This is a genomic window from Ruegeria sp. HKCCD7255, from assembly GCF_013031565.1.
Classification (GTDB): domain Bacteria; phylum Pseudomonadota; class Alphaproteobacteria; order Rhodobacterales; family Rhodobacteraceae; genus Ruegeria.
On record NZ_WQAG01000004.1, the window covers coordinates 58309 to 77297 of the forward strand.

Annotated in this window: 15 protein-coding genes; 6 read left to right on the forward strand and 9 right to left on the reverse strand. The window is 59.8% G+C overall.

The features are described 5' to 3' along the window. Positions 1–21: 21 nt before the first annotated feature. The 4 genes from GOX45_RS09605 (at position 22) to GOX45_RS09620 (ending at position 5813) form a co-directional block, all read left to right on the forward strand. The gene (locus tag GOX45_RS09605) at positions 22–918 is read left to right on the forward strand and encodes a phytanoyl-CoA dioxygenase family protein (RefSeq protein ID WP_171100286.1); all 897 of its coding nucleotides are present in this window, start codon (positions 22–24) and stop codon (positions 916–918) included. Between the two features lie 105 nt (positions 919–1023). Next, the gene (locus tag GOX45_RS09610; RefSeq protein WP_171100288.1) at positions 1024–4131 is read left to right on the forward strand and encodes a valine--tRNA ligase; all 3108 of its coding nucleotides are present in this window, start codon (positions 1024–1026) and stop codon (positions 4129–4131) included. A 145-nt stretch (positions 4132–4276) separates the two neighbouring features. Next, positions 4277–5440, forward strand: a complete 1164-nt coding sequence (locus GOX45_RS09615) for a benzoate/H(+) symporter BenE family transporter (RefSeq protein WP_254445983.1) — start codon at positions 4277–4279, stop codon at positions 5438–5440. Positions 5441–5480: 40 nt separating this feature from the next. Then, positions 5481–5813 carry a DUF1992 domain-containing protein gene (locus GOX45_RS09620; RefSeq protein WP_171100290.1) on the forward strand — a complete coding sequence of 111 codons (333 nt, stop codon included), beginning with the start codon at positions 5481–5483 and terminating at the stop codon, positions 5811–5813. Here GOX45_RS09620 and GOX45_RS09625 read toward each other — a convergent pair whose 3' ends face one another. Together GOX45_RS09625 and GOX45_RS09630 are read right to left on the reverse strand one after the other, a co-directional pair. Next, positions 5814–6596, reverse strand: a complete 783-nt coding sequence (locus tag GOX45_RS09625; RefSeq protein WP_171100292.1) for a crotonase/enoyl-CoA hydratase family protein — start codon at positions 6594–6596, stop codon at positions 5814–5816. Between the two features lie 64 nt (positions 6597–6660). Continuing rightward, positions 6661–7731 carry an SMP-30/gluconolactonase/LRE family protein gene (locus GOX45_RS09630; RefSeq protein WP_171100294.1) on the reverse strand — a complete coding sequence of 357 codons (1071 nt, stop codon included), beginning with the start codon at positions 7729–7731 and terminating at the stop codon, positions 6661–6663. A gap of 94 nt (positions 7732–7825) precedes the next feature. On the opposite strand from GOX45_RS09630, the gene GOX45_RS09635 reads away from it, so the two are divergent. Further along, complete coding sequence (locus GOX45_RS09635; protein WP_171100296.1) at positions 7826–8935, forward strand: pyridoxal phosphate-dependent aminotransferase; 1110 nt, start codon at positions 7826–7828, stop codon at positions 8933–8935. An 82-nt stretch (positions 8936–9017) separates the two neighbouring features. Here GOX45_RS09635 and GOX45_RS09640 read toward each other — a convergent pair whose 3' ends face one another. The 6 genes from GOX45_RS09640 to GOX45_RS09665 all read right to left on the reverse strand — a co-directional run bounded on the left by GOX45_RS09640 (position 9018) and on the right by GOX45_RS09665 (position 17842). Next, a complete protein-coding gene (locus GOX45_RS09640; RefSeq protein ID WP_171100298.1) occupies positions 9018–10208 on the reverse strand; it encodes an alanine--glyoxylate aminotransferase family protein in 1191 nt (396 codons plus the stop codon). A gap of 50 nt (positions 10209–10258) precedes the next feature. Next, positions 10259–10891, reverse strand: coding sequence for a bifunctional 4-hydroxy-2-oxoglutarate aldolase/2-dehydro-3-deoxy-phosphogluconate aldolase (locus GOX45_RS09645; RefSeq protein ID WP_171100300.1), 633 nt, complete (start codon positions 10889–10891; stop codon positions 10259–10261). 4 nt (positions 10892–10895) lie between these two features. Continuing rightward, positions 10896–12701, reverse strand: coding sequence for a phosphogluconate dehydratase (gene edd / locus GOX45_RS09650; RefSeq protein ID WP_217350356.1), 1806 nt, complete (start codon positions 12699–12701; stop codon positions 10896–10898). A 2-nt stretch (positions 12702–12703) separates the two neighbouring features. Then, the gene (gene zwf / locus GOX45_RS09655; protein WP_171100302.1) at positions 12704–14149 is read right to left on the reverse strand and encodes a glucose-6-phosphate dehydrogenase; all 1446 of its coding nucleotides are present in this window, start codon (positions 14147–14149) and stop codon (positions 12704–12706) included. Between the two features lie 164 nt (positions 14150–14313). Further along, on the reverse strand, positions 14314–16557 hold the full coding sequence (gene ptsP / locus GOX45_RS09660; RefSeq protein WP_171100304.1) for a phosphoenolpyruvate--protein phosphotransferase: 2244 nt from the start codon (positions 16555–16557) through the stop codon (positions 14314–14316). A gap of 46 nt (positions 16558–16603) precedes the next feature. Continuing rightward, positions 16604–17842 carry an aspartate kinase gene (locus GOX45_RS09665; RefSeq protein ID WP_171100306.1) on the reverse strand — a complete coding sequence of 413 codons (1239 nt, stop codon included), beginning with the start codon at positions 17840–17842 and terminating at the stop codon, positions 16604–16606. A gap of 156 nt (positions 17843–17998) precedes the next feature. Between GOX45_RS09665 and GOX45_RS09670 the strand changes: the two genes are divergently transcribed. Beyond that, positions 17999–18355, forward strand: a complete 357-nt coding sequence (locus GOX45_RS09670) for a hypothetical protein (RefSeq protein WP_171100308.1) — start codon at positions 17999–18001, stop codon at positions 18353–18355. On the opposite strand, the gene GOX45_RS09675 is transcribed toward GOX45_RS09670, so the two are convergent. Continuing rightward, positions 18349–18987, reverse strand: a complete 639-nt coding sequence (locus tag GOX45_RS09675) for an SDR family NAD(P)-dependent oxidoreductase (RefSeq protein ID WP_171100310.1) — start codon at positions 18985–18987, stop codon at positions 18349–18351. The two genes, GOX45_RS09670 and GOX45_RS09675, sit on opposite strands and share 7 nt — an antisense overlap. Between the last annotated feature and the right edge of the window lie 2 nt (positions 18988–18989).

The window sequence follows — 18989 nt, forward strand, 5'->3', positions numbered from 1 at the left end:
CCCTAGCCTGCGGAGGTTCACATGCCCACATCTGTTTCCTTGTCGAATGGGCGTCTTGATGCACAGACGGTCGAGTCTTACTGGCAAGACGGATATGCTTTCCCGATCACTGTGTTTGACACTGATGAAGCTGCCCAGTTCCGGACTGAGTTGGAAACGCTCGAGGCCGACTGGCGCACAGCGGACCTGCCCCTGCCGTTGAACATGTATAAACGCGTTAACGCGCATGTGGTGATACCGCTGGCCGCCCATATCGCGCTGGACCCGCGTATTTTGGATGTCGTCGAAGGGATTTTGGGGCCAGATCTTTTGCTATGGTCGGCTGAGTTTTTCATCAAGGAACCCAAGACCAAGCAGATTGTAGGCATGCACCAGGACCTAACTTATTGGGGGATGGGCGAAACCCCCGATCAAGTCACCGCCTGGGTTGCGCTGTCGCCCGCAACGGTCGAGAGCGGGTGCATGGATTTCGTGGCGGGCAGCCACAAAAACCCGATCCTGCCGCATAACGATACCTTCTCGGACACCAACCTTTTGTCGCGCGGGCAGGAAGTGGCCGTCGACGTCGCCGAAGACGACAAGACCCATATCGAGTTGCAGCCTGGACAGATGTCGTTGCATCACGGGCTGACGATCCACGGCTCGGGCCCCAATACCTCGGATGACCGACGCATCGGCCTGGCGATCCGCTATCTCAACCCGAATGCACAGCAAAAGGTTGCGGATCGTGACTATGCTATTCTGGCCCGGGGCGAGGACCGCAAAAGCAATTTCATCCACATTCCGGCACCAGCTGAACCCTTCACCCCAGACGCTCTGGACCTTCATGCGCGCATCCGCGCGGATCAGTCCAAAGCGTTGGCTGAAGGGGCCAGCGAACAGCTCCATCTTTATTCGGCGTCTGCGCCACGCGCCTAGCAAGGCAGGTATCTGAACGCTGCAGGCGGCGCAGGGCCTTTCCCTTCCCGCCTCCATTCGCTATTGCAGGCGCTGACCCAAGATTGATGACGCAGGACGCACCCCATGGCGATGGAAAAGACATTCAACGCGGCCGAGGCCGAGGCCCGCATCTATGAGGCCTGGGAACAGGCCGGCGCCTTCAAAGCAGGCGCGAACAAATCGCGCGACGAAAGCTTCACCATCATGATCCCGCCCCCCAACGTGACGGGCGCGCTGCATGTGGGTCACGCGTTCAACAACACCCTGCAGGACATACTGATCCGCTGGCACCGCATGCGTGGTTTCGACACGCTGTGGCAGCCCGGGCAAGATCACGCAGGCATCGCCACGCAGATGCAGGTGGAAAAGATGCTGATGCTGACCCAGCAACCCGGTCGACGCGAGTTGGGCCGTGAGAAATTCCTGGAAAAAGTCTGGGAATGGAAGGGCGAATATGGTGGCACGATCATTGAGCAGCTAAAACGCCTCGGCTCCTCCTGTGACTGGTCGCGCAACGCGTTTACCATGGCCGGTGCGGCGGGTGATCCGCGCACGGGGCACGAGAACTCGGCCAACTTCCACGATGCGGTGATCAAGGTCTTTGTCGATATGTACGAAAAGGGCCTGATCTATCGCGGCAAACGTCTGGTCAACTGGGACCCGCATTTCGAAACCGCGATCTCGGATCTTGAGGTCGAAAATATCGAAACGCCCGGGCATATGTGGCACTTCAAATACCCATTGGCCGGGGGTGAGACCTACACTTACGTCGAGAAAGACGAAGACGGGAATATCGTGCTTGAGGAAGAGCGCGACTATATCTCGATTGCCACCACGCGGCCTGAAACAATGCTGGGCGACGGTGCGGTCGCGGTTCATCCATCGGATGAGAGATATGCGCCAATTATTGGAAAACTCTGCGAAATTCCGGTTGGCCCGAAAGAGCATCGCCGCCAGATCCCGATCATCACCGATGACTATCCCGATCCCGATTTTGGCTCGGGCGCGGTGAAGATCACCGGGGCGCATGACTTCAACGACAACATGGTGGCCAAGCGCGGCGGTATCCCGATGTACCGCCTGATGGACACCAAAGGCGCGATGCGGGCCGACGGCGCGCCCTATGCCGAAGCCGCAGGGTTGGCGCAGGAGTATGCCCGGGGCCGTGAGTTTACCGAGAACGAGATCGACGCGATCAACCTCGTGCCCGACCACTTGCGCGGCCTCGACCGGTTCGAGGCGCGGGCAAAGGTGGTCGAAGAGATCACGGCTGACGGCCTGGCCGTAATGACCCGCACCGATGATCCGCGTCTGGGCACCAAGCTGGGCGAGGATGACGACCCGGCGGCGCTGGTGCCGCTTGTCGAAAGCAAACCGATCATGCAGCCCTTCGGCGACCGCTCGAAAGTGGTGATCGAGCCGATGTTCACCGACCAGTGGTTTGTGGATGCCGAAAAGGTCGTCGGCCCCGCGCTGGACGCGGTCAAGGACGGTCGGGTCAAGATCATCCCCGAGTCGGGCGAGAAGACCTATTATCATTGGCTGGAAAACATCGAGCCCTGGTGCATCTCGCGCCAGCTGTGGTGGGGGCATCAGATCCCGGTTTGGTATGGGCCGGGTGTCATCGAGGGAATGTCCATCAAAGACGATGGAATGCGGGCTCTGACATATGAAACCAAACAACCTTTCTGCGCACCCACAAAGGAAGAAGCGCAACAGAAAGCCGCAGCCTTCTACGGCGAAAGCGTTCGAGTGGAATTTTCCACCTACGAACATATCCAAGCACCAGAAGGCCAGCGCAAAGAACCTAACCCAGCCGCTAGCGGCATCGGAAACGCAGAACACATTACTGTTCGGCGGGTTACGCTGGCGCGCGACCCCGACGTTCTCGACACATGGTTCTCCTCCGGCCTTTGGCCCATCGGCACGCTGGGCTGGCCCGAACAGACCGAGGAACTGGAACGCTACTTCCCCACGGATGTTCTGGTCACCGGCTTTGACATCCTGTTCTTCTGGGTCGCCCGGATGATGATGATGCAACTGGCCGTGGTGAACCAGATCCCGTTTCACACCGTCTACTTGCATCAGCTCGTCCGCGACGAGAAGGGCAAGAAGATGTCCAAAACCACCGGCAACGTCATCGACCCGCTGGAGATCGTGGACGAATTCGGCGCCGACGCGCTGCGCTTTACCAACGCCTCGATGGCGGCGATTGGCGGCGTGCTGAAACTGAGCCGCGAGCGCATCACCGGCTACCGCAACTTTGGCACCAAACTGTGGAACGCCGTCCGCTTTGCCGAGATGAACGAGGTCTTCACCGACGCGGTTCCGCAACTGGACGTGGGCGATTTGAAACCCAAAGCCGCCGTCAACCGCTGGATCATCGGCGAAACCGCCCGCGTGCGGGAAGAGGTCGATGCGGCACTGGAAAGCTATCGCTTCAACGACGCGGCCAATGGGCTTTACGCCTTTGTCTGGGGCAAGGTCTGCGACTGGTATGTGGAGTTGTCCAAACCGCTGCTGCAAGGCGACGATGCCGAGGCACAGTCTGAGACCCGCGCCACCATGCGCTGGGTTCTGGATCAGTGCATGGTCTTGCTGCATCCGATTATGCCCTTCATCACCGAGGAACTCTGGGGCCTGACCGGCACCCGCGCCAAAATGGTCGTCCACGCTGATTGGCCGACCTATGGTGCTGAACGGGTTGATGCCGATGCGGATCGTGAGATGAACTGGGTGATCTCGGTCATCGAAAACACCCGCTCGGCCCGTGCGCAGATGCGCGTCCCGGCGGGCCTCTACGTGCCGATGCTGGTCACCGAGATCGACGCTCACGGCCAGGCCGCCTGGGACCGTAATGAGGCGCTGATCAAACGCCTGGCACGTATCGACAGCTTGACCAAGGCCGAGGAACTGCCCAAAGGCACGATCTCGATCGCCGCCCCCGGCGCAAGCTTTGGCCTGCCACTGGCCGACATCATCGACATCGGCGCTGAAAAAGAGCGGCTGGAGAAAGCCAAGGGCAAACTGGCCAAGGAACTGGGCGGTCTGCGCGGTCGCCTGAACAACCCCAAATTCGTGGCCTCAGCCCCTGAAGAGGTGGTGGCCGAGGCCAAAGCCAACCTCGCCGCCCGCGAGGAAGAAGAGGCGAAACTGAACGAAGCGCTCGCACGTCTGGCCGAAATTGCCTGATCTTCTTCTCGTTCCAAATACGGAAAATCCCAACCTCACCGCCCATGCAAGCGGTGAGGTTTTTCTTTGCCATCAAAGCTTTCCCCCTTGTTCGCGCCACCCTGCCCTTGCTAGCACTTAGCCCAAGCAATCCTGAAAGGCTCAGATGGCGCACCCCCTTCCTCCGATGCAAACCGTTTCAACTGGGTTGGTGGTGGCCATTGTCGGTTTCTTCAGCTCTTTCCCGATTGTCTTGCAGGGGCTAAGCGCCATGGGCGCCTCGCCCGTGCAGGCGGCGTCTGGACTGATGAGCGCGGCGATTGCCATGGGGCTTGCGGCGATTGCCCTTAGCCTTTTCTACAAACTGCCCATCAGCGTCGCGTGGTCGACCCCGGGTGCAGCCCTTCTGGCCGTGTCCGCCGCACCGGCCCAAGGGTATTCGGCAGCGATTGGAGCTTTCCTGTGCGCTGGTGCGCTGACCGTTCTGGCGGGGTTGTGGAAACCGCTGGGGCGACTGGCAGCCGCAATCCCCACATCGCTGGCGCAGGCGATGCTGGCGGGGGTGCTTTTGCCGCTCTGTCTGGTGCCCTTCAAAGCAGCGGTTGAAATCCCGTGGCAAGCGCTGCCGGTGATCCTGACCTGGTTCATAGCAGGCCGGTTCAACCGGCTTTTTGCCGTACCCGCCGCCGTGGTCGCAGCCGCCATCATCGTGTCTTTGAACGCAAACGGCGCGCAGCTTTTGCCCGACCGAATGATCACCACACCAATCTGGACTGCGCCCAGCTTTTCGGTTGCCTCGGCCATCGGAATAGGCGTGCCGCTCTTTATTGTCACGATGGCGACACAGAACATTCCCGGTGTGGCGGTGATGCGCAGCTTTGGGTTCAACCCTGTTGCGGGCCGATTGTTTTCTTCTGTCGGTGCTGCCAGCATGCTGTCGGCTCCGTTCGGGGCGCCTGCCACTTGTCTGGCAGCCATAACTGCTGCGATGTGTTCGAACGAGGACAGCCACCCCGACCCGGCGCAACGTTATTGGTCTGCGGTCATGGCAGGCGTGTTCTATTGCCTATTCGGCGTCTTTGCCGTGGCCATCACCAGCTTCGCCGCCCATGCCGACCCGCTGCTGATGGGAACATTGGCCGGTGTCGCGCTGATCGGCGTGCTGGCCAGTGCCATTCACGCCGCACTGGACGTTCCAACCGAGCGAGAGGCGGCCATTCTGACGCTCGCCATTACCGCCTCGGGCATCACTGTCTTTGGGCTGGGGGCCGCCGTTTGGGGATTGCTGGCTGGTGGCATTGCATATCTTGTGACGCACAGGATGCGGTGAACCCCTTTAGTGCGACCTCTGTCAGTGCTATGGTCTGAACATGTTCGGAGCACTTGGAAAACTGGTCGAACGCCAGATCAAAAAGGCCGAAGCCGAGGGCCAGTTACGGGGTCTTGAAGGCGAAGGCGCGCCGCTGCCGGACCGGTCTGCCGAGGCGCAAAGCGATCCCGCTATTGCGGCGGGCCACAGGATAATGGCGCAAGCCGGTGTGCTGCCCGAAGAGTTTGATATCAAGAAGAAACTGGATGAGGCGCGCAAGTCCTATGCGGCTCTGACTGATGCTCAGGACCGGAAAGCAGCTATGGCAGAGATCGCAGACCTCGAGATGCGATACAACATGGCGCGCGACGCGCGCCGGGCCTTTCTGCGGTGATCATTTGAACTCGGGCTTTCTGCCCTGCATCTGCGCCATGACAACCTCCATCTGATCGGGCTTGCCGATCAAGTCCACCTGTTCCGAAGACTCGGCCAGCAGCACTTCGGACCGCGGGGCCTGTTCAGCCAGATCTATCAGGCGTTTTGCCGCGCGAATGGCAGACGGGCTTTGACCTGCGATATCCTCGGCCAGCGCCAGCGCTTCGGTCACGGGATCATCGGACAGTTTGGTCACAAGCCCCCACTCTGCAGCCTGCGGAGCGCCGATCGGGCGCGCGGTGTAGGTCAGCAGGCGCAGCACGTCCGAACGGACAAGCTGAGGCAGCAAGACCATGCCGCCCATGTCCGGGATGATCCCCCATTTCATCTCCATCACCGCAAGTTTGGTATCGGAATGAGCGATGCGGATATCCGCCCCCAACGCGATCTGAAGGCCGCCACCATAAGCTACGCCTTGCAGGGCGCAGATCACCGGAACCGGGACACGCCGCCAGATCAGGGCAAGCTCTTGCATTTCATTGGCGTCGTCGTGGCTGCGGGTCATCAGCCATTCGGTTGGATCTGTCTGCGCCAACGCGGCAAAGCTGGCCATGTCGAGGCCCGCGCAAAAGCTCTTGCCCTCGCCCGACAGAACCACGGCCCGCGCGTCGGACGCTGCGACCTCTTGCCCGGCAGACAGGATGGCCTTGACCATCGCGTCATCAAGCGCGTTCATTTTGTCACCGCGAGTCAGCGTGACATGAGCGATGTGATTTTTGTACTCGACGGATACACGCGCCATTCGGGCCTCCCACTGCAATTGATGCGGATCATGCCAGCCCGGGCCGGGCAGTTCCACTACGACGTCAGGGCATATCCGCCACGGGCATGCGCCCGAACCACGGGGAATCGAGCGTCATGACAAAAAGCTGGTCCCCGATCACCTGACCGCTGGTGGTGATCCCAAGCTGCCCCTCCGGGTCCTGCAACGTGCGCAGAATGGTTCCGTCACCATCAAACTGAACCAACATGCCGCGATGGATTGGCCCCGGTCGCACCATGGGGCCCAAACGCCAGAGCACTTTGCGCAGGAACGGATAGGGCATCAACACTTCCGACGGGACGCGCGGGCTGGCAAACGCCATCCAATAGGTGCCGTCGCCTTGGGCTTTGATATTGTCGGGATAGCCGGGAAGATTGTTCAATAGCACCTCGCGCGTGCCGGCCTTCGGACCGCTGAGCCACAGCTTATGCACCTTGGCCCGGCCCGTTTCGGCAATCAGCAGGAAGTCTTCGTCCGGCGACAGAGCTACGCCGTTGGTATACACGAAGCCCTCGGCAATTTTCTCGACCTCACCATCAGGAGAATAGCGCGCGACATATCCGGTTGGGGACTGCTCCCAAATGGTCAAAACAGACGTGGGTTTTGTTCCACCCATGGTTTGCGGATTGAACCTGTCTGACGAGTTCGAAAAGTAAACCGTGCCATCCTGCGCCACGTCCTGATTGTTGGCATAGATCACCGGGGCCCCGTCGATCTCGGACACAAGGGTTTCCAAAGTCCCCGGCCCCGTCCAGCGCATCAGCCCGCGATAGCTGTCAGCGATGTAAAGCGCGCCATCGGGCCCTGCGCGCAGCCCCAAGGGCCGTCCGCCCAGATCCTCAACTTCAACCGGATCCGCGCCGTCGATACGATAAAGCTTTCCCGACAGGCTGGTCGTATAGATCGCACCATCCGGCAATACAGCCAGGTCTTCGGGCCCGATCTCACCATCGGGCAATTGGATCAGCTTGACCTTGTCCAACGCTGCGTTTTCGGCGAATTCGCCGGTAAAGCCCTGATCTTCGGGGAAAGAATACGCCACCGGGTCAACGGGAACTGGCCAGAACAGAAGATAGACCAAGCCGATCAAGACCAACCCGAGCAGATACCGCATGACACCTCACAACCCCTGTTTCCGGGCAGTCTGCGAGGGAATGCGCTGTGGCGCAACACTTGCCCGCGCGGCAGCCTTGCGCTTATCTGCCCGCATGACTGATCCGCGCTATACCCCGCTTGCACAATCCCTGCCCGCAACCGTACCCTTTGTGGGCCCCGAAACCCAGGAGCGGCAACGCGGCACGCCTTTTGTGGCACGGATTGGTGCAAATGAGAGCGTCTTTGGTCCTTCTCCCCGTGCGATTGCGGCGATGCAGGCGGCGGCCAGTGAAATCTGGATGTATGGGGATCCAGAAAATTTCGAACTGCGCCACGCTTTGGCGACCCATCACGGTGTGGCGCCCGAGAATATCGTTGTGGGCGAAGGCATTGATGGGCTGTTGGGCTATCTCGTGCGGTTGCTTGTGGGTCCGGGCGACGCGGTGGTGACCTCGGACGGGGCTTATCCCACCTTCAATTATCATGTGGCCGGGTTTGGTGGGGTTTTGCACAAGGTTCCTTATAACGAAGATCATGAAGACCCGGCGGCCTTGTTCGCCAAAGCGTCGGAGGTGGACGCCAAGCTGGTCTATCTGGCCAACCCAGACAATCCGATGGGCACATGGCGGTCCGGGGCGGATGTTGTGGCGGCGCTGAACGGATTGCCCGAAAGTTGCCTGCTTGTTCTGGATGAGGCTTATGTGGAATGCGCACCCGAAGGTACGGCTGCACCGGTGACCGCAGATGACCCGCGCGTAATCCGGATGCGAACCTTTTCCAAAGTCTATGGCATGGCGGGTGCGCGCGTGGGCTATGCCATCGGAGCGCCAGGTTTGATTTCGTCGTTCAACAAAGTGCGCAATCACTTTGGGATGAACCGGGCCGCGCAAGCGGGCGCGCTGGCCGCGTTGCACGATGCTAGCTGGCTGGCGCAGGTTCAGAGGCAGATTTCAGAGGCGCGAGAGCGTGTCGGACAGATCGCGCGCGCCAACGGTTTGACGCCTTTGCCCTCGGCCACGAATTTTGTGGCCATCGATTGCGGGCGGGATGGGGTGTTTGCCAAGGCAGTGCTTGAGGCTCTGATCGATCAGGGCATCTTTGTGCGGATGCCGTTTGTGGCCCCGCAAAACCGATGCATCCGGGTGAGCTGTGGCGGCGCAGAGGAAATGGCGGCGTTTGAGGCGGCTTTGCCCAAGGCATTGGCCAAGGCCCAAGGACGGTAGAGGGGGGCTGTCTGCCCCCCATCGCGCCACCGCGCGATTCCCCCCGAAGGTATTTTCGAACAGAAGAAGAGGTGGCGTGGCGTCAGGCGGCCAATGTGGCGGCGGCGGCCTCGAGCGCGCCTGAGCCTCGCGGGATATCCAGCGCAGCCATGGCGGTTTCGACGCTGCCCAACAGAGCCATGATCATCTGCGCATTCACATGCCCCATATGGCCGAGGCGGAAACAACCGTCCCAATCTTCCATCCCCAACCCGATACCCAGCGTCAAGCCAAGTTGGTTTTCGGTGTAGTTACGCAGCGGGGTACCGCGACCCTCGGTCAGGCGCAGCGCGGTGACCGCATGACTGCGATAAGCGGGATCGGTGACATTAAGGTGAAAAGCCCCGCCTTGGGCCCAAACCTCACACGCAGCCCAGATGGCTTGGGCCAAACGTTGGTGGCGAGTCCAGACCGTCTCAATCCCTTCGGCATGGATCAGGTCCAGTGCAGCGCGCAGGCCGTAGAGGTGATGGGTGGGCGCGGTGCCGTTGAAGTACTGGTAGAACAATTCGGGGTTGGCGCGGGGCTCCCAATCCCAGTATCGCGAGACCCTTGGCATTGCGGCGCGTTTGGCCTGAGCTTTGTCATTGAAAAACACAAAACCGGTGCCCGCCGGGGTCATCAGCCCCTTTTGGCAGGCGGTGACGGCGATATCCACGCCCCAGGCGTCCATTTCGAAGCGGTCACAGCCCATCGAGGCGATGCAATCAGCCATCAGCAACGCCGGGTGATTCAGATCATCCAGCAGAGCGCGCAAGGCAGGGATGTCGTTGCGGATCGAAGTGGATGTATCGACGTGGACCGCAAGCACAGCCTTGATTTCATGTGCCGTGTCGGCGTGTAGCGTCTCGGCAATGCGATCCAGATCCCAAGCAGAGGAGGCACCAAAATCGATCAGCTCCGCCTTGGCGCCAAGCCCTTCGGCCATTTCGGCCCAGCCATGGGTGAACCGACCCGAGGCCGGTGCCAGCACCGTTTCGCCCGGAGCGATCACGTTGGACAGGGCAGCTTCCCACGTGCCGTGGCCGTTTGAGATGTAGATGGCGACGTTATGGTCGGTACGAGCCACCCGGCACAGATCCCGGGTCAGCGCCGGCATCATCTCGATCAGCGCGCCATCATAGATATTGGGCGACGGGCGGTGCATGGCTTGCAACACCGCGTCAGGCATCACCGAAGGGCCGGGAATGGCCAGATACTCGCGCCCCTGCGCGAGGGAGAGCTGGTTTGTCATGAGGGTAACCTGTTTGAATCGGGCCTACCCTAGCGTCTTGCCCTGTGGCGTCAATCCATCAGCTTGGAAGCGTCGCGTGCAAGGGATTCGATCCCCGACCAGTCGCCGTCCTGTACCATCTGTTTGGGGGCGACCCAACTGCCGCCGGCGCAGATCACGTTAGACAAAGATAGGTAGTCTTTTGCGTTTGACGGCGACACGCCACCGGTGGGGCAGAAGGTGATCTGCGGCAGCGGTGCGCCGATTGCCTTCAAGGCAGGCGCACCGCCAGAGGCTTCGGCAGGGAAGAACTTCAACATGTCATAGCCCTTTTCCAAAAGGGCCATCGCTTCGCTGGCGGTGCCAGCGCCCGGTAGGAGGGGCAAGCCTTCGGCCTCGCAGGCTGCGATCAGCACGTCCGTCGCACCAGGTGAGACACCGAATTGAGCACCGGCCTCTTTGGCGGCGCGTACATCTTCGGGTGTGACCAGCGTGCCTGCGCCGACGACCCCGCCCGGGACGTCGGCCATAGCGCGGATGGCGTCCAGCGCAGCGGGGGTACGCAAGGTCACCTCGAGCGCGGGCAGCCCGCCTGCGACCAAGGCTTCGGCCAAGGGACGTGCCTGGGCAGCGTCTTCGACCACCAAAACAGGTACGATCGGGGCCAGCGAGCAGATTTCGCGGGTACGTTGGGTTTTGGACATGGGTTTAAACTCCGAAAATACTGGCGCCGGTGTCAGCAGAACCGACATTCTGGCGGAACGCGCCAAACAGGTCGCGGCCAACACCGTGTTGGTTTTTGGTCAGGTCTGCGGTTGCTGGGTTACGGTCCAGAACGCCTGGGGTGAGGATTTCCAATTCTCCTTTTACGGCATCGACGCGCAAAAGATCACCATCTTGCAGATAGGCGATTGCGCCACCGTCCAGCGCCTCGGGGCAGACATGAATGGCAGCAGGCACCTTGCCAGATGCCCCCGACATACGGCCATCCGTGACCAGCGCCACTTTTTGACCGCGCCCTTGCAGGATCGAAAGCAAGGGTGTCAGCGAGTGCAATTCGGGCATCCCATTGGCCTTTGGGCCCTGAAAACGAACCACCACGATGACGTCATCGGTAAACTCACCCGCTTTGAACGCCGCCTTTACCTCGTCCTGATCATGGAAGACCCGCACGGGGGCCTCGACAATCTGGTGTTCGGGGGCGACGGCAGAAACTTTCATGACACCTGTGCCCAGATTGCCGGTCAGGCGTGACAGACCGCCGGTGGGTTGGAACGGGTCATTGGCGGGGCGCACGATCTTGTCGTTCAGGCTGTGGCCTGCGCCGTCTTCCCAGACCAACTCGCCGTCTTTCAGCTTGGGCTCTTTGGTATAGTTGTGCAGCCCCTGCCCTGCCACGGTCAGCGTGTCGGGATGCAGCAGGCCTTCGTCCAGCAACGTTCCGATTGCAAAGCCCAAGCCGCCTGCTGCGTGGAAATGGTTCACATCGGCCAGACCGTTGGGATAAACCCGCGCGACCAAAGGCACCACGGCGGAGATGTCCGAGAAATCCTGCCAATCCAGAACGATGCCACCGGCGCGTGCCATGGCGATCAGGTGAATCAGCAGGTTGGTCGAACCACCCGTGGCCATCAGACCAACGATGCCGTTCACAAAGGCGCGTTCGTCCAGGATCTGGCACACCGGTGTATAATGATTGCCCAGCGCGCTGAGCGACAGGGCGCGACGGGCGCCTTCTTCGGTCAGCGCGTCACGCAGGGGAGTGTTCGGGTTGATAAAGCTGGACCCGGGCAGATGCAGGCCCATGAACTCCATCAACATCTGGTTGGTGTTGGCGGTGCCATAAAAGGTGCAGGTGCCGGGGCCGTGATAGGCGGCCAATTCGGCCTTCATCAGCGCATCACGCCCTACTTCTCCGGCGGCAAATTGCTGACGTACTTTGGCCTTTTCGTCATTTGGCAGGCCGCTGGTCATGGGACCAGCTGGCAGGAAGACTGCAGGCAAATGGCCGAAAGCCTGCGCCCCGATGATCAGGCCGGGCACGATCTTGTCACAGACGCCCAGGAATACGGCCGCGTCATAGGTGTTGTGGCTCAGCGCCACACCGGTCGCCAGCGCGATCACATCACGGGAAAACAGCGACAGTTCCATCCCCGCTTCGCCCTGCGTGACCCCGTCACACATGGCCGGAACACCGCCTGCCACCTGAGCCGTACCGCCCGCTGCGCGGATCGCTTGGCGGATCAGTTCGGGATATCGTTCGAATGGCTGATGGGCGGACAGCATATCGTTATAGGCGGTGACGATGCCCAGGTTCCCGGCCGTGCCAGTCGCCATGGATTGCTGGTCTTCGCCAGCGCCCGCATAGGCATGCGCCTGCCCCGAGCATGACAAATGCCCCCGCGCCGGACCTTTGGATTTGGCCTGTTCCATCCGTTCCAGATGCGGGCCGCGCAGGTCAGCGCTGCGGTCGATAATACGTTTGGTGACGTCGGAAATAACTGTGTTGACCATGATTACCCTCCGATCTGGCGCCAACGGCGGCCATCGCGATGCATCAGCATCAAAGCGTCTTCCGGGCCGGAACTGCCCTGATCATACAACGACGGTCGGTCGCCGCGGTCTTCCCACCCTTCGACGATAGGATCCACCCAGGCCCAAGCCGCCTCGGCCTCATCCCCGCGCATGAACAACGTCTGGTCGCCACGGATGACATCCATCACAAGGCGTTCATAGGCGTCGGGCGCGCTGGCGTCTTCGCCCAGCGCATCGGCAAAGCTCATGTCCAGCGACACATCAGACAGGCGGAACCCACCCGGCCCCGGATCCTTGATAGTGGTGCGCAGCGTGATGCCTTCATCCGGTTGCAGCCGGATCACCAGGACGTTTCCGCGTAGCGGGCCAACATTGGGAAAGATCGTATGCGGCGGGTCGCGGAAGAAAACCGCGATCTCGGATTCCCGCGCCCGCAGGCGTTTTCCGGTGCGCAGATAGAACGGTACACCCGCCCAGCGCCAATTTCCCAGATGCACCTTGAGTGCGATGTAACTTTCCGTCCGGCTATCGGCATTACCCACGTGATCGGTATAGCCATCGCCACCCTTGTCCGCACGGTACTGACCCCGGGCGATGTCAGCGGGCGAAACCGGCTCTAACGCCTCGATCACCTTGACCTTTTCGTCACGCACCGCGTTGGGTGAAAACTTCGACGGCGGCTCCATCGCCGTCAGGCACAGAAGCTGGACCAAGTGGTTCTGAATCATGTCGCGCATCGCGCCGGACTGATCGTAATAGGCCCCGCGACCGTCAACACCAACCGTTTCGGCCACGGTGATCTGCACATGGTCGACATGAGTTGAATTCCAGAGCGGCTCGAACAAAGAGTTCGCAAAGCGCAGTGCCATCAGGTTCTGCACCGTTTCTTTGCCCAGGTAATGGTCGATCCGATAAATCTGATGCTCTTCAAAGCAGGCGCGCAGACCTTCATTCAAGGCTTTGGCCGAGGCCAAATCATGACCAAAGGGCTTTTCAACGACGATACGACTGTCCGGCGACGCCATCTTGTGGTCCGACAGGCGCTGCGCGATGCCGGGAAACAGGCTCGGGCCAACCGAAAGGTAAAAGGCCCGCACGACATCAGGGCGCAATGCCGCGCTCAACTCCGACCAGCCGGACTCGCCCAAGGCATCCACCGGGATGTATTCGACGTGCTGCAAGAACTGATCCAACACGTCCTGCTTGAAACCCGGTGCAAATTCTTTCATCGACGCCAGAATCTGAGCGCGAAACTGCTCGGTATCCATTGAGGACCGTGCGGTCGCAATTATGCGTGCGTCGTCAGGCATCTGCTCGACTTCGAAACGGTGATAAAGCCCTGGCAAGATCTTGCGCTGCGCCAAGTCACCAGTTGCACCGAACAACACCAGATCGAACGGCTGGACGGGAATTACCCTTGAAACCATATCAGGCCCCTTTTCGCGCGGGATGGCCGCTTGCGACCCCGGCGGTCTCGTCGCTATTATTTCGCGACACTGTTAACGCTAACATTCATCGTCTGAATAGTTTTTCCGATGACAAAAATCAAGCAGCGAAATCTGTATCTCGAGGCAATTTTCTATCGAAAACCCTAATTCTGGCTCCGCAACCATTCCATTACTGCGGGTCGAACCGATTGTTCTCCGCGATGGCGTGCATCTGCGATGATCTTGCGCACGTCTTGCAGGTTTGACCGTAGCAGCAGGCTTTTGACGGGGCCGATCGACGCAGGACGCATCGACAGGCTGCGCATCCCCATCGCCGTCAGGCACAACGCTTCGATAGGTCGCCCGGCATCTTCTCCGCAGAAGCTGAGAGGTGTGTCAGAGATACTGCACCGTTCGACAATGCGTTCGATAAAGCTGAGGAAACTGACATTCAGCGTGTCATAGCGGCGGCGCACCAGTTCGTTTTCGCGGTCTGCCGCGAAAAAGAACTGTTTCAAGTCGTTGCCACCGATGGAAATGAAATCGACCTCATCAAAGAATTTCTGCGGCGCAAATCCCAGCGAAGGCGTTTCAAGCATCGCCCCAACCTTGAGCGTTTCGGGAAGCACATGGCCCAGGCGCTGCTCTCGTTCAACGGTTTTGTTGACCTCGCTCCGCGCCTCGCGGAATTCATCCGCCTGAGCCACAAACGGAAACATGATGGTCAGCGGACGCCCGTTTGCAGCGCGCAAAAGCGCCTGCAATTGCATCCGCATAACACCGCGCTTGTCGAGGCCCACCCGAATGGCTCGCCAACCCAGTGCCGGGTTCGGTTCGTCAATATGCTTCATATAAGGCAGGACCTTATCCGAGCCGATATCCAGCGTGCGAAAGACCACAGGTTTATCGCCGGCGGCATCCAGAACACGCTTGTATTGCGCCACAAGTTCGGACCGTTTGGGCATCTGGTTACGCACCAGAAACTGCAATTCGGTGCGAAACAGGCCCACCCCTTCGGCACCGGAATTGGCCAAGGATGGCAAGTCAGCCAACAGGCCCGCATTCATGGTGAGCGTGATACGCTGATTGTCCTGCGTCACCGTTTTGGTTTCGCGGATCGAGGCATAGCGTTCTTGTGCCTTGGCCTGCATGGCGATCTTGTCGCGGAAGGCCGACACCACCGTATCTTCGGGCCGCAAATGTACGATACCCTGATCACCATCAACCAGAATATGATCTCCGTTCAGCGCTTCGGTTGTGATCCGACCAACGTGAACGACCAAAGGAATCGCCAATGCGCGGGCAACGATTGTCGCATGGCTTCCGACCGAGCCCTCCTCGAGCACGATACCTTTCAGCGACCGGCCGTATTCCAGCAAATCACCGGGGCCTATATTGCGCGCGATCAAGATCGGGTCGGGCGGCAAGTCAGCACCGTTATTCGCGCCCTGCCCGGTCAGAATACGCAGTAATCGGTTGCTGAGATCATCCAGGTCAGCAAGCCGTTCCCGCAAATAAGGATCGGTGACCTGCCCCATGCGGCTCCTGGCCTGCGTCTGTTCTTTCTCAACCGCAGCCTCGGCGCTTAACCCGCTGGCGATGTCTTCTTCCATGCGTCGCATCCAGCCTTTGGAATTGGCAAACATGCGATAGGCTTCCAAAACCTGAAGCTGCTCTTTGTCACCCCCCTGCGAGATTTCGAGCATCTTGTCGACGCCCACACGCAGCTCTTCTACCGCTTCGATCAAGCGTTCGCGTTCGCGCTTTGGATCTTCGGCAATCGGGTTGGTGACGACAACGCGAGGTTCGTGCAGCCAGACATGACCCTCGGCAGATCCTTCCTGCGCGGGACCGCCGGTCAATTGTATCGATTGCTGGTGCAACGGGGACAGGGCCGCGCCTTCACCGACAAAAGCGCCAAGCTCGGCCATTTCGGCCAGCACCATCGCCACAACTTCCAAGGCATAAATCTCGTCAGCGGAAAACTCACGTGCCTCGCGGGTCTGCACGACCAGAACGCCAAGCTTCTGACCCAAGCGCTGTACGGGAACCCCAAGGAAGGACGAATAGCGTTCCTCACCCGTCTCGGGCATGAACCGGAAACCCTTGGCCGAAGGCGCGTCAGCCTCGTTCACCACCTTACCGGATTTGGCCACGCGGCCCACAAGACCCTCGCCCAAACGCATGCGCGTTTTGTGAACCGCCTCGGAGGACAGACCTTGGGTTGCGCAAAGCTCAAGCGTATCTTCATCGCGGAACAGATAGATCGAGCAAACCTCGACCCTCATGCTGTCCGCGATCAACCGCGTGATCCGATCCAGACGTTCCTGACCGGCGGCCTCGCTTGCCATTTCCTCGCGCAGCCGCCCCAGCAGCTTGCGAGATTCCGTTTCGGTACCGTCCACCATTGCCCAACCAACTTACGGTGTCAGACGAAACCCTTGGCTGAAACGCTCAGGCCGCCTTGTCCAATTCAAACGCATCATGCAGCGCTTGAACCGCAAGTTCCATGTATTTCCTGTCAACCAGAACGGAAATTTTAATTTCAGAGGTGGTGATGACCTTGATGTTGATCCCCTCATCCGAGAGAACCTTGAACATTTTTGCAGCCACACCGGATTGCGAACGCATGCCGATACCCACGACCGAGACCTTGCAGACATCTTCGTCTGCAACCAATTCAGCATAGTTCAACTCACCCGCGTCCTTGATCGCCGTCAGCGCCTTTTCTGCGCGGGCAACCTGATCTGTTGGGCACGAAAAGGTCATATCCGTACGTCCTTCATCCGAGATGTTCTGTACGATCATGTCCACATTCACACCCTCATCACTGAGCGCGGTAAAGATGATCGAGGCGATGCCGGGTCGGTCAGCCACCGACACAACCGTCATCTTCGCCTCATCGCGGGAATAGGCCACACCGGCCACTACATTGGATTCCATAATATCCTCCTCGTCGCAGACCAGCGTGCCGGCATTGTCGGATTGTTCTTCGAAACTGGACAGCACCCGCAGGCGCACCTTGTAGCGCATCGCCAGCTCGACCGAGCGGGTTTGCAGCACCTTCGCCCCCAGCGAGGCCAGTTCAAGCATCTCTTCAAACGCGATCTTGTCCAGTTTGCGCGCTTTTTCACATATGCGCGGGTCGGTGGTATAGACCCCGTCCACATCGGTATAGATGTCGCAGCGCTCCGCCTCAAAAGCAGCAGCAAAGGCCACCGCGGTTGTGTCCGAACCACCCCGCCCCAGCGTTGTAATCCGGCCCTCGGGGCTGATCCCCTGGAACCCTGCCACAACGGCCACGCGCATCCCTTCACCAAACTTCTGGTTCAGGTTGGCGGTGGGAATCTCTTCGATACGGGCGGCCGAGTGGCTGCCATTGGTCAGCAGCGGCACCTGCCAGCCTTGCCAACTGCGCGCGGGCACATCCATTTCCTGTAAGGTCAGTGCCATCAGACCGGCCGTCACGTTTTCGCCTGAAGAGACAACCGCATCATATTCGCGCGCATCAAACAGCGGGGAAGTTTCGTTCACCCAGCCCACCAGCTCGTTTGTCTTGCCCGACATGGCCGAGACGATGACGATCACGTCATACCCCTTTGCAACCTCGACCCCAACGCGCTTGGCCGCGCGGCGGATTCGGTCAAGGTTGGCCACCGAGGTGCCACCAAATTTCATCACGAGTACGGGCATGGGGCTGAAGTCTCCGCGCCTTGGGATTCAAATCCCGTGCGTCTTATGCGAGGGGGGCCGTAAGGGCAAGAGGCCCCGCACTGCAACGCGGGGCCGCTTTACATTGTGCAGGCGTGATGTCAGCCTAAGAGGCACACCCGTTTCAAGAGGTTATTCATGCTCCGCTTTGCTTTCGCTTTTGCACTTATGTCTTCCGCTGCCACCGCTCAGGTCGCGACCCTATCTGGCACTGACGGCCAGAACTCTTTGGGCACAGTGCCTTGCGCGGTAAGTGCCGGTGACCCGCTGAAAAGCTGCAACGCGGAACTACGGCGTCGCGACGATGGCACCGCGACGCTGGCTGTCGGTCTGGGCAATGGCGAAGTGCGCAACATCTATTTCACCAATGGCGTTCCCGATTCCAGCAGTTCAACCTCGAGGCTCAGCTATGAAACACGCGGCGACATCTTGGTGATCTTCATCGAGCCCGGAGAGGTTTACGAACTGCCCAAGGCAGCGCTATCCACTCAGTAGGCGTGTAGTTGCCCGTCGTAGGTTTCGAAACACCCAGTATTGGCCAGTGACAACGCATAGAACCGTTCGGTCAGGCCCTGAACTGCGTGGTCCACATGAATGTCGGCAGCGGCCCCACCCATATCCGTCTGAACCCAGCCGGGGTGGTAGATCCCGACAGCAATTCCATCGGATTTCAGATCAGCGGCCAGATTACGCCCAAGATTGAGTGCAGCGGCCTTTGAGGCACGATAAATATAGCTGCCCCCGGGCGCACGCGTATGTGACGCCATCTGCGACGAGATGATTGCGATCTTGCCCCGCGCAGCCCGCAGATTCGGCAACAAAGCCTGAATTGTCAGAAACACACCTGTCACGTTGGTTGCAAAGCTTTCGGCCCACATCTCGGACGGATAGCCGTCAATACCTTGCCCCTTGTCCAAATAGACACCGGCGTTGCAGATCAGCAGATCAACCGGCTGTCCCTGCAATTGCACTGCCATATCCGCATGATGCGCCGGATCAGCGACATCCAACCGAACCTGCCCGCTTTTGTCGCGCGCGGTTCCAATCACATTGTACCCTTGGTCTCGATAGCAATCCGCCAGAGCTTTGCCAATTCCACGATTGGCCCCCGTAATCACGATATGCATAG